General features: G+C 39.9%; 16 protein-coding genes and 1 pseudogene. 6 read left to right on the top strand and 11 right to left on the bottom strand.

Annotation, left to right across the window (positions count from 1 at the left end; genetic code table 11):
• Positions 1 to 4: 4 nt before the first annotated feature.
• Both B7695_RS00610 and trhA read left to right on the top strand, forming a co-directional pair.
• Positions 5 to 448, top strand: coding sequence for a DUF1836 domain-containing protein (locus tag B7695_RS00610; protein ID WP_084889304.1), 444 nt, complete (start codon positions 5 to 7; stop codon positions 446 to 448).
• Positions 448 to 1,095, top strand: a complete 648-nt coding sequence (gene trhA / locus B7695_RS00615; RefSeq protein WP_001097996.1) for a PAQR family membrane homeostasis protein TrhA — start codon at positions 448 to 450, stop codon at positions 1,093 to 1,095. Before B7695_RS00610 ends, trhA begins: the two co-directional genes overlap by 1 nt.
• Before the next feature lie 281 nt (positions 1,096 to 1,376).
• On the opposite strand, the gene B7695_RS00620 is transcribed toward trhA, so the two are convergent.
• The 5 genes from B7695_RS00620 to B7695_RS00640 form a co-directional block, all read right to left on the bottom strand.
• Positions 1,377 to 2,303, bottom strand: coding sequence for an aldo/keto reductase (locus B7695_RS00620; protein ID WP_084889314.1), 927 nt, complete (start codon positions 2,301 to 2,303; stop codon positions 1,377 to 1,379).
• 101 nt (positions 2,304 to 2,404) lie between these two features.
• A complete protein-coding gene (metG, locus tag B7695_RS00625) occupies positions 2,405 to 4,402 on the bottom strand; it encodes a methionine--tRNA ligase (protein WP_084889305.1) in 1,998 nt (665 codons plus the stop codon).
• Positions 4,403 to 4,525: 123 nt separating this feature from the next.
• Complete coding sequence (locus B7695_RS00630) at positions 4,526 to 5,785, bottom strand: ABC transporter permease (protein WP_001180431.1); 1,260 nt, start codon at positions 5,783 to 5,785, stop codon at positions 4,526 to 4,528.
• A 1-nt stretch (position 5,786) separates the two neighbouring features.
• On the bottom strand, positions 5,787 to 6,488 hold the full coding sequence (locus B7695_RS00635) for an ABC transporter ATP-binding protein (RefSeq protein WP_033680086.1): 702 nt from the start codon (positions 6,486 to 6,488) through the stop codon (positions 5,787 to 5,789).
• Complete coding sequence (locus B7695_RS00640) at positions 6,472 to 7,680, bottom strand: efflux RND transporter periplasmic adaptor subunit (protein ID WP_192855697.1); 1,209 nt, start codon at positions 7,678 to 7,680, stop codon at positions 6,472 to 6,474. The genes B7695_RS00635 and B7695_RS00640 overlap by 17 nt, the downstream gene beginning before the upstream one ends.
• 289 nt (positions 7,681 to 7,969) lie before the next feature.
• Here B7695_RS00640 and gor point away from each other — a divergent pair, with 289 nt between their 5' ends.
• The 3 genes from gor (at position 7,970) to B7695_RS11310 (ending at position 10,257) form a co-directional block, all read left to right on the top strand.
• Entirely contained in the window at positions 7,970 to 9,316 is a 1,347-nt protein-coding gene (gene gor, locus B7695_RS00645) for a glutathione-disulfide reductase (protein WP_084889307.1), read from the top strand.
• Between the two features lie 196 nt (positions 9,317 to 9,512).
• Positions 9,513 to 10,049, top strand: a complete 537-nt coding sequence (locus B7695_RS00650; protein WP_061425168.1) for a biotin transporter BioY — start codon at positions 9,513 to 9,515, stop codon at positions 10,047 to 10,049.
• 61 nt (positions 10,050 to 10,110) lie between these two features.
• Entirely contained in the window at positions 10,111 to 10,257 is a 147-nt protein-coding gene (locus tag B7695_RS11310; RefSeq protein ID WP_033683202.1) for a hypothetical protein, read from the top strand.
• Here B7695_RS11310 and B7695_RS00660 read toward each other — a convergent pair.
• Entirely contained in the window at positions 10,254 to 10,469 is a 216-nt protein-coding gene (locus B7695_RS00660; protein WP_000807437.1) for a YdbC family protein, read from the bottom strand. The genes B7695_RS11310 and B7695_RS00660 overlap by 4 nt on opposite strands.
• Before the next feature lie 98 nt (positions 10,470 to 10,567).
• Between B7695_RS00660 and B7695_RS00665 the strand changes: the two genes are divergently transcribed.
• Positions 10,568 to 10,888, top strand: coding sequence for a hypothetical protein (locus tag B7695_RS00665; protein ID WP_084889308.1), 321 nt, complete (start codon positions 10,568 to 10,570; stop codon positions 10,886 to 10,888).
• A gap of 30 nt (positions 10,889 to 10,918) precedes the next feature.
• Here the strand turns inward: B7695_RS00665 and B7695_RS00670 are convergent, their stop codons facing one another.
• The 5 genes and pseudogenes from B7695_RS00670 to B7695_RS00690 form a co-directional block, all read right to left on the bottom strand.
• Complete coding sequence (locus B7695_RS00670) at positions 10,919 to 11,257, bottom strand: ATP cone domain-containing protein (RefSeq protein ID WP_001196041.1); 339 nt, start codon at positions 11,255 to 11,257, stop codon at positions 10,919 to 10,921.
• Positions 11,258 to 11,268: 11 nt separating this feature from the next.
• On the bottom strand, positions 11,269 to 11,988 hold the full coding sequence (gene trmD / locus B7695_RS00675) for a tRNA (guanosine(37)-N1)-methyltransferase TrmD (protein ID WP_084889309.1): 720 nt from the start codon (positions 11,986 to 11,988) through the stop codon (positions 11,269 to 11,271).
• The gene (gene rimM, locus B7695_RS00680) at positions 11,978 to 12,496 is read right to left on the bottom strand and encodes a ribosome maturation factor RimM (protein WP_084889310.1); all 519 of its coding nucleotides are present in this window, start codon (positions 12,494 to 12,496) and stop codon (positions 11,978 to 11,980) included. Before rimM ends, trmD begins: the two co-directional genes overlap by 11 nt.
• A gap of 30 nt (positions 12,497 to 12,526) precedes the next feature.
• A complete protein-coding gene (locus tag B7695_RS00685; RefSeq protein ID WP_084889311.1) occupies positions 12,527 to 13,315 on the bottom strand; it encodes an alpha/beta fold hydrolase in 789 nt (262 codons plus the stop codon).
• A gap of 97 nt (positions 13,316 to 13,412) precedes the next feature.
• Positions 13,413 to 13,805, bottom strand: a pseudogene (locus B7695_RS00690) (alpha/beta fold hydrolase); the annotation flags it as partial.
• Positions 13,806 to 13,902: the final 97 nt, after the last annotated feature.

Consider the following 13,902-nt stretch of genomic DNA (forward strand, 5'->3'; position numbering starts at 1 on the left):
GAAAATGAAAACTACCTTTTCCTACCCAAAATGGGTAGAAATCCCAAATATTGACCTCTATCTGGACCAGGTTTTGCTCTATGTCAATCAGGTCTGCGCCCCTATCTCTCCTGATAAAGACAAGGGCCTAACAGCATCCATGGTCAATAACTATGTCAAACATGGTTACCTGACAAAGCCTGACAAGAAAAAATACCAACGCCAACAGATTGCCCGTCTGATTGCTATCACAACCCTCAAGTCGGTATTCTCTATTCAAGAAATAGCCCAGACACTGAATACTCTACAAAGTCAAGTCAGTTCAGAGAAACTCTACGATGCCTTTGTGGACTATATGAACCAAGGAATTGACCCATCTAACCCTATTATACAAAGTAGCTGCCAAACCGTTAAACTCTATCATCAAACTCTAGCCTTAATCCGTCAGACTGAAGAGGAGAAAATCTAATGAATACTAGTCTTAAACTCAGCAAACAACTCAGTTTTGGAGAGGAGATTGCTAATAGCGTGACCCACGCTGTGGGTGCAGTCATCATGCTCATCTTACTGCCTATTTCATCCACCTATAGTTATGAGGCACACGGATTTTTATCATCTATCGGGGTTTCCATTTTTGTTATCAGCCTATTTCTCATGTTCCTCTCGTCAACCATTTACCACTCTATGGCCTATGGTTCGACCCATAAATATGTCTTGAGAATCATTGATCATTCTATGATTTATGTTGCCATTGCTGGCTCTTATACACCTGTAGTACTGACTTTGATGAATAACTGGTTTGGCTATCTGATTATTGCCATCCAATGGGGAACGACCATCTTTGGTATTCTCTATAAAATCTTTGCTAAAAAAGTCAATGAGAAATTTAGCCTTGCTCTTTACCTGATTATGGGCTGGTTGGTTCTAGCTATCATTCCTGCCATTATCAGTCAAACAACTCCAATCTTTTGGAGTCTCATGGTAACTGGCGGACTCTGTTATACAGTTGGGGCTGGATTTTACGCCAAGAAAAAACCTTATTTCCACATGATTTGGCATCTCTTTATCCTAGCAGCATCTGCCCTCCAGTACATTGCCATTGTTTATTATATGTAAAAATAGGTTAGGACAAAAAATCCTAACCTCATTTTTTTTATTCTCTATGATGTTTTATACTCAATCAAAATCCAAAAATGACTCTAGTCCATTTTATAATATCTACTATCGTACCGTCGATTATGGGATACTACTTCCCTACCAGTATATAAATCAGAATAGTTAAATCATAATCATCCGTTTATGAACCGTACCTAACGAATCAAGACAGACTAATAGCCACATAACAAAAAACGTTTTGAAACATTTTTTGACTGTGATTTCTTTAAATGCATTTTTTCCTAAGGTAAATCATTCCCTGCAGCGATGTAAATTTCATACCATTCTTTTCTTGTTAAGTTAAAGTTTGTCGCTTGGCTAGCTTCTATCAAATGCTTAGGATTTGTTGTACCTACGACTGCCTGCATTTTTGCTGGATAACGCAATATCCAAGAAATGGCAATAGTTGAAGGGGTTACTCCATATTTAAAAGCTAAACGATCAAGTACTTGATTTAAAGCTTGAAATTTCTCATTTCCAACAAAATTCCCTTTAAAATATCCGAACTGCAAGACTGACCAGGCCTGGATAACCATGTCATTTAATTTGCAGTATTCAAAGACGCTTCCATCACGCAAAGCTGCCTTGTTGCCTTCCATATTAACATGAAAACCTGCTTCAAAACCAGGTGTGAAAGCTGCACTTAATTGTAATTGATTAATAGATAGAGGTTGTTTGACTTCTTTCTTCAGCAACTCCATCATCATGGGATTTTGGTTGGACACACCAAAGTATCGAACTTTACCTGATTTTTGTAGAATTTCAAAAGCTTCTGCCACTTGGTCAGCTTCCATCAAAGCATCTGGTCGATGAAGAAGCAAGCTATCTAAATAATCAACCTGCAATCTTTCTAAAATCCCATCAACTGATTGTAATATATACTCTTTTGAAAAATCAAAATAGGTAAATTCTTCTATGCGAATACCACACTTGGACTGAATCCACATCTTCTCACGCAAGTCAGGGCGATGTTTTAAGACTTGACCCAGTAATTCTTCGCAACGTCCACGACCATAGATATCTGCCAAGTCAAAGGCATTGATTCCGACAGATAAGGCTGTTTCAACCAGTCCCTCAACTTCTTTAACCGACTTGTCACTGGTTCGCATCATACCAAGGACAATTTCTGATAGTTCTCTTTTCTCTTGTCCAAATGAAATGTATTTCATGGCTTCTTCCTCCGTTTTCTTCATTATAAAGCAGAATGACACTTTTATCAACTGCTATCTCATAAAAGAAAAGAACCAGCTTAAACTGGTCCTTTTAAATCTTACCCAATCACACTTCCGTTTGGTACAGACGGATCAACTGTGAGAAGGGTTAATTTTCCATCATGTTCAGCTGAGAGGATCATCCCTTGACTGACATATTTCTTCATCATCTTACGAGGTTTGAGGTTAGCAACGATTTGGACTTTCTTGCCGACCAATTCTTGTTCATTTGGATAGTATTTTGCAATTCCTGAAAGAATTTGACGATCTTCTCCATCACCAGCATCCAAGCGGAATTGAAGCAACTTATCTGAACCTTCTACTTTAGACACTTCTTTGACTTCTGCGACACGGATTTCGACCTTGTCAAAGTCTTCAAACTTGATTTCTTCCTTGTTTAGTTTGAGTTCAACTTCGTCTGGGTTCCACTCTTTTTCGACTGCTGGTTTGTTGCCTTCCATTTGTTCCTTGATATAGGCGATTTCTTCTTCCATATCCAGACGTGGGAAGATTGGTGTTCCTTTGGCAACTACCGTTACACCTGCAGGGAAATCAGCCAAGCTCAAGTTTTCAAGGCTCGCTACTTCTTCCAAGCCAAGTTGATTCAAGACTGCACGACTAGTTTCCATCATAAACGGCTCAATCAAGTGAGCGACGACACGAAGACTGGCTGCCAAGTGACTCATGACACTTGCCAATTGGTCACGAAGAGCTTCATCCTTGGCCAAGACCCATGGTGCGGTCTCATCGATGTATTTATTGGTACGAGAGATCAGAGTCCAGACTGCTTCAAGAGCACGTGGGTAGTCAACTGCTTCCATGTGTGTATGGTAGTCTGCGATTGATTGTTCTGCAACCTCAGCAAGAGCATGATCAAACTCTGTCACGCCCTCTACATAGACTGGAATTTGTCCATCAAAGTACTTGTTAATCATAGAAACAGTACGGTTGAGGAGGTTTCCAAGGTCATTAGCCAATTCATAATTGATACGGCCGACATAGTCTTCCGGAGTAAAGGTTCCGTCTGAACCAACTGGAAGGCTACGCATGAGGTAGTAACGAAGTGGATCTAGTCCAAAACGCTCTATCAACATTTCAGGATAGACAACATTCCCTTTAGATTTAGACATCTTTCCGTCTTTCATGACAAACCAACCATGACCAATCAAACGTTCTGGCAATTTGATATCCAACATCATAAGAAGGATTGGCCAGTAGATTGAGTGAAAACGAAGGATGTCTTTTCCAACCATGTGGAAGACTGTTCCGTTCCAGAACTTGTCAAAGTTAGCGTGTTCGTCTTGATCGTAGCCAAGAGCTGTCACATAGTTGAGCAGAGCATCAAACCAAACATAGACAACGTGTTTTGGATTGGATGGGACTGGCACACCCCATGTAAAGGTTGTACGAGAAACTGCCAAATCTTCCAAACCTGGCTCGATGAAGTTGCGAAGCATTTCATTCAGACGACCATCTGGAGTGATAAATTCAGGATGGGACTTGAAAAATTCGACCAAACGATCTTGGTATTTGCTGAGGCGAAGGAAGTATGATTCTTCAGATACCCATTCAACCTCGTGACCTGATGGAGCAATACCACCAGTCACATTTCCAGCTTCGTCACGGAAAACTTCCGCAAGCTGGCTTTCTGTAAAGAATTCTTCATCTGATACTGAGTACCAGCCAGAGTATTCACCCAAATAGATATCATCTTGAACCAGCAAGCGCTCAAATACTTGAGCCACTACTTTTTCATGGTAATCATCCGTTGTACGGATGAATTTATCGTATGAGATATCTAGTAATTTCCAGAGTTCTTTGACTCCAACTGCCATCCCGTCAACATAGGCTTGAGGTGTGATGCCAGCTTCTTCAGCTTTCTGCTGGATTTTCTGACCATGCTCATCAAGACCTGTCAGATAAAAGACATCGTAGCCCATCAGACGTTTGTAACGTGCTAGGACATCACAGGCGATGGTTGTGTAGGCAGAACCGATGTGAAGTTTCCCAGATGGATAGTAAATCGGCGTTGTAATATAAAAATTCTTTTCAGACATAATTTTTCCTTTCCAGGCAAATGAAACCTGTTTTTCTAACACTTCATTATATCACATTTTTAAGGATTTTCGATAGGGAAATCTATACAAAAACAAGATAGACGAGTGTCCATCTTGTTGATCTTATTCATAACGAAGAGCTTCAATTGGATCAAGCTTCGAGGCCTTGTTGGCTGGCAAGACCCCAAAAACTATACCCACGCTAGCCGAAACTGCAAGACTAAATAGGGCAACCGGGATTGACACTCCTACTTCTATACCTGCAATCAAACCTTGCAGTAACAAACCTGCTAAGGCAGTTAAACCACTTGCAATTGTCAAGCCAATCAAGCCACCTAACAAGGTCAAAATCATGGATTCAATCAAAAACTGGATTAAAATATTAGCACGTGTCGCACCCAAAGCCTTACGAAGACCAATCTCACGGGTACGCTCTGTCACCGAAACTAGCATAATGTTCATAACACCAGTTCCTCCAACAAAGAGAGAAATTCCTGCAATGGCGCTAATAACCGTCGTCATAAAACTAAACGATTGTTGAACTTCTGCAAATACAGCTGACTCATCTGCTACTTGATATTCTCCCTGTTGCAAGCCAGCAAGCTCTGTCATTTTTCGTGCTAATTCTGGACCCAAAGTTTGAGTTAAGCTTGTGTCATTCACTCGAAAGACAATATTAGCAATTTCATCTACATTAAAATTCGCAGCAAGGGAGATATTTGTGGTAATAGGCAAGCCACCAAGACCATACATTTTTGAATTTTTAGATTCTGGGCTAGTATAAACACCAATGACTCGATAACTAAAACCATTGACTTCCACAACCTTGTTAATAGCCTCTTGAGGAGATCCAAATAGACTAATGGATAATTCTTCATCAAGCAAAATGACACTTGCAAATTCTTTGAAATCTTGTTCTCTCAGACTACGACCTGCAAGAATTTCATTGTTAACAGCCTCCATATAAGTTCTGTTACCACCTGTCAAATTGGCATTTTCAACCTTTTTATCTTTATAAGTCAAGATGGCGTTCGTTGAGTTGGTTACATAGTAATTATCCACTCCCTTCAGTTTGGCTGCCTCCTTGACCCAAGATTCTTGCGGTTTTGGTGGTTCAACATGAACTTCCTCTTCTTTTCCAGAAACCGTAAAAGCTGATTGTTTCTGAGTAAAAGATCCATCTTTACTTTTTTTAGAAGAGAAAAAGACACTGATATTTTTTTGAGATCTGGTCATATTTTTATTGAGCTGTCGAGACATAGAATCACCCAGAGCCATAATCACAACAACCGATGAAACACCGATAATAATCCCAATCATGGTAAGCAAAGAACGCATCTTGTGAGCCATAATAGATGAAAAGGCAAATTTCAGATTCTGCATCTTAGTTTTCCTCCTTTTCTAACTGAGCACTATCAGACGAAATGACTCCATCTCGAATGACAATCTGGCGTTTAGCATACGCAGCTATTTCAGGTTCATGCGTTACCATGATAATGGTTTTTCCTTCTTTGTTCAAGTCAACCAATAGTTGCATAATTTGATTCCCTGTTTTAGTATCCAAGGCTCCTGTCGGTTCATCCGCTAGGATGATAGAAGGATTGTTTACCAAGGCACGCGCGATAGCCACACGTTGCTTTTGACCACCAGATAATTCAGAGGGCAAATGGTGACTACGTTCTGTCAATTCAACCTTATCTAGATATTCCTCAGCTAACTTGCGCCGTTTTGAAGCCGAAACTCCCGCGTAAATCAAGGGCAATTCTACATTTTGCAGAGCATTGAGTTTAGATAGAAGAAAGAACTGCTGAAAGACAAAACCGATTTGTTGATTGCGGACCTTGGCTAGTTGTTTTTCACCAAGTCCAGCTACTTCTTGCCCTTCAAGATAATATTCTCCACTGGTTGGTGTATCCAACATGCCAATCGTATTCATGAGAGTGGACTTACCCGAACCAGATGGTCCCATGATGGCAACAAATTCACCCTCATTCACTTCTAGGTTGATATTTTTGAGAACCTGCAGTTCTTGGTCACCGTTACGGTAGCTTCTGCAGATATTTTTTAGACTAATTAGTTGCTTCATCAGCCTTCACCTCTTTTCCTTCCTCTAGAGAAGACGTTGGGTTACTGATGACCTTGACTCCATTTGTCAGACCTGAAGTGATTTCTTGGTTGTCTGCATCAGCATTGCCCAAACCAACTTCCACTTTCTTGGCCTTTTTCTGCTCGTCAAGCACCCAGACATAGTTCTTATCATTTTCAGTCACAACACTTGTTAGAGGAACCAAAATGGCTTTACTCTTATTCTTGACCTCAACACTTACTGAGAATCCTTGTTTCAAATCACCGATTTCACTTGTAACATCGATGGTATATGGATATTTAGAACCAGAATTACCACCTGCTGCGGCAGTAGCTGCACTTGCTGCTTCACCATTGTTTTTAGGGTAGTCAGAAATGTAGCTAATCTTACCAGTCCAGCTCTTATCTTGGTAAACTTTAGAAGTAAAGGTTACTTCTTGTCCTACAGAGAGGTTGGCAAGGTTATATTCAGATAGTTCACCCTTAACTTGCAAGTTTTCATTGCTAACGACATGAACTACCACCTGGCTAGCTCCAGTTGGAGATTTAGAAACATTACGGTTGACTTCGACCACAGTTCCCTCTAAGGTACTGAGAACCGTCATTGCATCCAACTGACTTTTAGCCTTGCTTAATTGCGCTGCTGCATCTGCACGAGCATCACGAGCATCACCCAGTTGTGCATCAATAGATGAAACTGAATTTCCTGAGACTGGAGCTGGAGCTTGCGCTGCAACACCTTCTCCTCCTGCTGGCGCTGGTAACTGTGGAGCCGGAGCTGAAGCGACTTCATTTCGTGCTTGATTGAGTTCGTTGATATGACGATCTGCCTTAGCTACTGCTCGACTAGCTGAATCATAAGCCGCCTGGGCTTCTGAACTACTATACTTGACTAAAGCCTGCCCTTCGCTGACCTTATCACCCACAGAAACAAGGATTTCATCTAAATCTCCCTTACTAGCATCAAAATAAACATATTGTTCATTTTTTGCTGTTACTGTCCCTGACAATAAGACAGAAGATGCCACGCTTCCTTCCTTAGCAACAACAAGATGAGTAGCTTCATCTTTTACAGCAGTATGAGAAGGTTGTCTAAAGAGCAAAATCCCCCCAGCACCTAATACAACTACACTGGCAGCACCGATTGCTGCATACAATTGCCACTTTTTAGCTTTACCATTCTTTTTCATAATGAAACTCCTTTTTGATTTAAAGTTCTTAACAATATTATACAAAAATTATCAATTTGAAACAATAACATTTCAGAACGAAATAATGACATTTCAGGATTTAATTATTGTTCGGAATTCATTTTACAATCATTGTACTAGTTATATCATACACTTTATTTTTCTTTTTTGCAAGCCTTTTCTTGAATTTTTTTGTACGTAGCAGATTTTTGCAATCAAATCAAAAAAAAGATAGAATATGACTATCAAAAAATGACACTCGACTATTTAAAAGAGTACAAAGGAGTTTTCAATGAGAGAATACGATATCATCGCTATCGGTGGAGGTAGCGGAGGAATTGCTACCATGAACCGTGCTGGTGAACACGGAGCTAAAGCAGCCGTTATTGAGGAAAAGAAACTAGGTGGAACCTGTGTCAATGTCGGCTGTGTTCCTAAAAAAATCATGTGGTACGGGGCGCAAATCGCTGAGACTTTCCATCAATTTGGAGAAGACTACGGCTTTAAGACTACTAATCTTAACTTTGACTTTGCAACCCTACGTCGCAATCGTGAAGCCTACATTGATCGCGCTCGTTCTTCTTATGATGGCAGTTTTAAACGTAACGGTGTAGACTTGATTGAAGGCCATGCTGAATTTGTAGATTCTCATACTGTCAGCGTAAATGGTGAACTGATTCGTGCTAAACATATCGTGATTGCTACTGGTGCCCATCCAAGTATTCCAAATATTCCTGGTGCTGAGCTAGGTGGCTCTTCTGATGATGTATTTGCCTGGGAAGAACTTCCAGAGTCAGTCGCTATTCTAGGCGCTGGTTATATCGCCGTTGAATTGGCTGGCGTGCTCCACACTTTTGGTGTCAAGACAAACCTCTTTGTTCGCCGTGATCGCCCTTTACGTGGTTTTGATTCTTACATCGTTGAAGGTTTGGTCAAGGAAATGGAAAGAACAAACTTGCCACTTCATACTCACAAAGTCCCTGTCAAGTTAGAAAAAACTGCTGAAGGCATTACCATTCATTTCGAAGATGGTACTAGTCACACAGCTAGCCAAGTTATCTGGGCTACGGGCCGCCGTCCAAACGTTAAGGGATTGCAACTTGAAAAAGCTGGAGTAACTCTGAACGAACGTGGCTTTATCCAAGTTGATGAATACCAAAATACTGTTGTTGAAGGAATCTACGCTCTAGGTGATGTAACAGGTGAAAAAGAACTGACTCCAGTTGCTATCAAGGCTGGGCGTACCCTATCTGAACGTCTCTTTAACGGCAAAACAACTGCTAAAATGGATTACTCAACTATTCCAACCGTTGTCTTTTCACACCCTGCTATCGGAACGGTTGGATTGACAGAAGAGCAAGCTATCAAAGAATATGGTCAAGACCAAATCAAGGTTTACAAATCAAGCTTTGCATCTATGTACTCTGCCGTTACTAGTAATAGACAAGAATCCCGTTTCAAATTGATAACAGCTGGTTCAGAAGAAAAAGTTGTCGGACTTCATGGAATTGGCTACGGCGTTGATGAAATGATTCAGGGATTTGCCGTTGCTATCAAAATGGGAGCAACCAAGGCTGACTTTGACACAACTGTTGCGATTCACCCAACTGCATCTGAAGAATTTGTAACCATGCGTTAATCGAAATAAAAGAAGCTGATACAAATGTGTCTGCTTCTTTTTTGATGTTTTACGAATCAACAAAACAATTACCCACCTTAACCAGTAAGCAAAATCGGCCGTTACAGTTTTTGTTACCTTGTTTTTAAAAATTGGTTGACAATGATTCCTCTATGAGTATAATAGTTACTATATATTAGAAAAGAGGTTAACTATTTTGAAAAAAGCTCACGTTTATGCTATCCCTGCTATTGGGGCTGCTCTCATTGCTGTTTTGGCACAAATCAGTCTTCCAATTGGACCTGTTCCCTTCACTCTGCAGAACTTTGCAATCGGCTTGATTGCTACTGTCTTTAGACCGAGAGAGGCTGTACTTTCTGTTGGACTCTATCTTCTTCTAGGCGCCATCGGTCTTCCTGTTTTTGCAGGAGGTGGAGCTGGATTGCAGGCTTTGGTTGGTCCTACTGCAGGTTATCTTTGGTTTTATCTTGTATACTCTGGACTTACTTCTTCCCTAACTAACAGCGAGAGTGGTATTGTCAAGATTTTTCTTGCAAACCTCTTGGGTGATGCCCTTGTCTTTGTCGGCGGGATTCTCAGCTTGCATTTCCTAGCTGGAATGGCATTTGAAAAAGCTCTTGTTGTTGGAGTCATTCCCTTTATCATTCCAGACCTTGGTAAACTTCTGGCTATTAGTTTTATTAGCCGTCCACTACTTCAACGCCTTAAAAATCAGGCTTACTTTGCTAACTAAAAAGGATATCGAGTTGTCATGACTCAGTATCCTTTTCTTTCATTTTGAAAACTTATACTCAATGAAAATCAAAGAGCAAACTAGGAAACTAGCCGCAGGTTGCTCAAAACACTGTTTTGAGGTTGTGGATAGAACTGACGAAGTCAGTAACCATACATACGGCAAGGCAACGCTGACGCGGTTTGAAGAGATTTTCGAAGAGTATTAGTTTCCTTTAAAGGCATCCACCATGGTTTGAAATTCTTCATTGGAGAGAGTAATCCCTTTGCCCATTTTAGTATGATCTGGACTCCAAGCACGAATATCAAACTTTGCAGGAGCACCATTAAAGCTCACACGGTTGATTTCCTTAGTCCAACCTTTTTCGTTTTCAGAAAGAGTCAACAAGTGCTCTTCGATTTTAAATGTAAATTCTGCCATTTTCTTCTCCTTTTTTAGCTTTCATTTGATTATTCGTAAAATCTTGTAGATTTTAGGAAAATTTTATATAATATTGATATAAAAGAAGGGAGGCCAATATGAGACATAAATTCCAGCAAGTTCTAGATAAAATACATGACTTTTTAAATGGACATGAAGAACCAGACCATACTGAAAGCAACTCCCTTACAGCCACTATTGAAGAGGCTATCCAGAAACAAACTGCTGTTCACCTTATCTTGTCTGAGACAAGTTTTACAGGTGACATCATCAAATACGATCAACAAGGCCAGCAAATTATCGTGAAAAATTTTGCCAAAAATGTGAGCCGTATTATCCGCATAAGCGATATTCAACGCCTGCGATTTGTCCCTTCAACTGTCCAGACAGCTCAAAAAAATAGATTTAAGAAAGAGTGAGATGTAGTTACTTCATCCCACTCTTTTTTCTTAGCGAACTTGTTCAAAATGTAAATGAACCGCGATATGATCTCCATAACCACTTCTTTCCAAGTCACGTTGCAGACGATAGGAAATGTAGTGTTCTGCAATGGTAATGTAACCTGCACCCAGTAGACGATGTTCAACCATAGACTGAATCATGCTGATAGTAGCACGTTCCACCTTGGCCTCTTCCAAATCCAAAACCACTTTCTTAGTGACTTGTGCAAGGTTTTGACGCAAATCATCTGTCAATACATAGACAGTCTGAGCTGCCTTTAAGATAGCTTGGTAAATCTTATCTGGATTAAATTCAGCAATTTCTCCATCACGTTTGATTACTTGCATAGGTTTCTCCTTTATTCTTTGTTTTCTTTGATTTCTGCCAGCATTTTTTCTTCTTCTGCTGTCAGTTGATAATGTTCAAGCAAATCCGGTCTGCGTTCATAGGTTTTCTTTAAACTCTCATACAGGCGCCACTGACGAATCTTTTCATGATGCCCGCTCATCAGAACATCTGGGACAACCATGCCTCGATAATCATAGGGACGTGTGTACTGAGGATATTCAAGAAGGCCTGAAGAAAAACTATCATCTTGGTGGCTAGACTCCTTTCCAATCACTTCTGGAATCAGGCGTACCGTAGCATCAATCATGGTCATAGCCGCCAACTCTCCACCAGTCAAGACATAGTCGCCCAGGGAAATCTCATCTGTCACCAAGGTCTTAATGCGCTCATCATAACCCTCGTAGTGCCCACAGATAAAGATTAGTTCTTCCTCTTGAGCCAAATCTTCAGCATAAGTCTGATCAAATTTCTTCCCTGCAGGATCGAGGAGAATCACTCTCGGATTTTTCTTTTCAATAGCGTCAAAGGCATCGAAAATAGGTTGGACTCGGAGCAACATCCCCTGACCGCCTCCGTAGGGCTCATCATCAACATGGCGGGCCTTTTCAGCATTTTCTCGAAAATTATGATACTGGATATCCAAGAGCCCTTTTTCTCGAGCCTTTCCAACGATTGAGTGCTCCAGTGGAGAAAACATCTCTGGAAAAAGGGTTAAAATATCAATCTTCATCGTCTAACCCTTCTAAGATTTCCACATCGACGCGGTTGTTTGGAATATCAACATTGAAAACCACTGGTGGGATATAAGGCAATAACAAATCACGCTTGCCTTTTCGCTTGACCACCCAGACATCGTTGGCACCTGGTTGCAGGATTTCCTTGATGGTTCCAATCAAATTATCACCCTCATAGACTTCTAAACCGATAATCTCGTGATAGTAAAATTCACCATCTTCTAGGTCATTCAAATCTTCCTCAGCAACCTTGAGACTGTATCCCTTGTACTTTTCGATAGCATTGATATGGTACATATCTTTGAATTTAATAATGTCAAAGTTCTTCTGTTTACGGTGACTAGCGATGGTCACTGTTTGGACAAACTGATCTTTTTCATCAAACAAGGCCAGCTCAGCCCCTTTTTTAAACCGTTCTTCTGCAAAATCCGTCACAGACAAGACTCGCATCTCACCCTGCAACCCTTGCGTATTGACGATTTTCCCAACATTAAAGTAGTTCATCTTGTCTCCTGTAGGCTCTTTCTTTCCATCTTATTCTGACAATTCTCGAATAATAGTTGCAATTTTTTCCGCTTCGGACCATTGTAAATAATGGTGATTCCCTCCTAAAATGAGTTTAGTATTGGAAGTCCAATATTCTGATTCTCTATACTCTTTTTCTCTATAAGCTTGACAAAAAATAAATACAGGGACATGAGATTCTATCGATACATTCTCAAAATCTTCCTCAGTAATCTCTCCAGATATCTGAAATCCTGGATTTTGCTTTTCCAACTCTAAGCCTTTTTCTTGCATTATTTCCCAGATTTCTTTATTCGTTTCAGGACTAAATGTTGCTTGAGTTAAGTTCTTAAAATAAAGTTCAGGACCATACTCGTCAATCAGCCTCATCTGCTCTTCCATTTCTGGATAAGAATTTTCTGAAAAATCAGTAAACATGACTTTTTTAGTTGTCGGTTCCATTGCTACTAAAGCCTGACACTTAATTGGTTTGTTGAGCAATTTACAAGCTAAAATTCCACTCAAACTATGTACACAAAGTATATATTCAGAAATCCCTAATTCTTCAAGTACTTCATAAACTGCATCTACAAGATTATCCAGATTTTTGTCAGATTGGTCATGAATCGGACTCCTACCTGTGTTCGGAAAATCAATTGTCAAATAACCAATTGTAGGAGGAAGTTTTTCAAGTATAAGTGAAAAATTTTCATAATTTGGTATCAAACCTGCTCCGTTTAGACAAACTAGCACTTTCTTTTGATTTTGATAAGTAACAGAGAGACTACCAATTTCTGTAGATACTTCAAACCTCTTCATAAAGAAATCCACTCACTCTATATAATGAATTATTAAAAATCCTTATCCTTTATTTTATCATGTTCCAAGGATTTTCACAAGTTAGATAGATCCTATCTTACGGGCCTACTACTTCTTCAAAAAATTCACCAATAAGCTGATTAAACTCTTCAGGATGGTCATTCATAGGCTGGTGTTTGCTATCTGAAATCGTTACTTGACGCGCATTGGGATTTAGAGCAATGATATCATCATAGATTTTCTTTAGGTGTTTGGGAAAATCGTTTTCACCTCTTACTAATAGCATGGGAGGATTTCCATGATAACCTTCTATCTCATGGACAGCCAAAAAACCTGTGATTCCAAGATTCAAAAAAACATCTCGCCCAGTTTCTATAATGGCCGTCTTGACTAATTCTCTTGTGATAGGATTATCTGTACACATTTTTGAGTTCTTATCTGCAATCAACTTCCAAGGAATCGTTTTATATATAAGAGAACTATATTTGATTCCAATGTCATTAAGTTAAGAAATTCAAATACAATTCTGTATTTGGGTTTCTTTTTTATGTGATAAACTTATAGTTAAGGAGGGATTTTCCATGATA

The sequence above is a fragment of the Streptococcus mitis genome (assembly GCF_002096845.1).
Classification (GTDB): domain Bacteria; phylum Bacillota; class Bacilli; order Lactobacillales; family Streptococcaceae; genus Streptococcus; species Streptococcus mitis_A.

Coding starts and splice junctions, on each gene's coding strand:
- metG (WP_084889305.1), bottom strand. CDS start 4,402: ATGTCTGAAAAGAATTTTTATATTACAACGCCGATTTACTATCCATCT.
- B7695_RS00630 (WP_001180431.1), bottom strand. CDS start 5,785: ATGCAGAATCTGAAATTTGCCTTTTCATCTATTATGGCTCACAAGATG.
- B7695_RS00610 (WP_084889304.1), top strand. CDS start 5: ATGAAAACTACCTTTTCCTACCCAAAATGGGTAGAAATCCCAAATATT.
- trhA (WP_001097996.1), top strand. CDS start 448: ATGAATACTAGTCTTAAACTCAGCAAACAACTCAGTTTTGGAGAGGAG.
- B7695_RS00685 (WP_084889311.1), bottom strand. CDS start 13,315: ATGAAGAGGTTTGAAGTATCTACAGAAATTGGTAGTCTCTCTGTTACT.
- gor (WP_084889307.1), top strand. CDS start 7,970: ATGAGAGAATACGATATCATCGCTATCGGTGGAGGTAGCGGAGGAATT.
- B7695_RS00670 (WP_001196041.1), bottom strand. CDS start 11,257: ATGCAAGTAATCAAACGTGATGGAGAAATTGCTGAATTTAATCCAGAT.
- B7695_RS00660 (WP_000807437.1), bottom strand. CDS start 10,469: ATGGCAGAATTTACATTTAAAATCGAAGAGCACTTGTTGACTCTTTCT.
- rimM (WP_084889310.1), bottom strand. CDS start 12,496: ATGAACTACTTTAATGTTGGGAAAATCGTCAATACGCAAGGGTTGCAG.
- B7695_RS11310 (WP_033683202.1), top strand. CDS start 10,111: ATGAAAATCAAAGAGCAAACTAGGAAACTAGCCGCAGGTTGCTCAAAA.
- B7695_RS00635 (WP_033680086.1), bottom strand. CDS start 6,488: ATGAAGCAACTAATTAGTCTAAAAAATATCTGCAGAAGCTACCGTAAC.
- B7695_RS00620 (WP_084889314.1), bottom strand. CDS start 2,303: ATGAAATACATTTCATTTGGACAAGAGAAAAGAGAACTATCAGAAATT.
- B7695_RS00665 (WP_084889308.1), top strand. CDS start 10,568: ATGAGACATAAATTCCAGCAAGTTCTAGATAAAATACATGACTTTTTA.
- trmD (WP_084889309.1), bottom strand. CDS start 11,988: ATGAAGATTGATATTTTAACCCTTTTTCCAGAGATGTTTTCTCCACTG.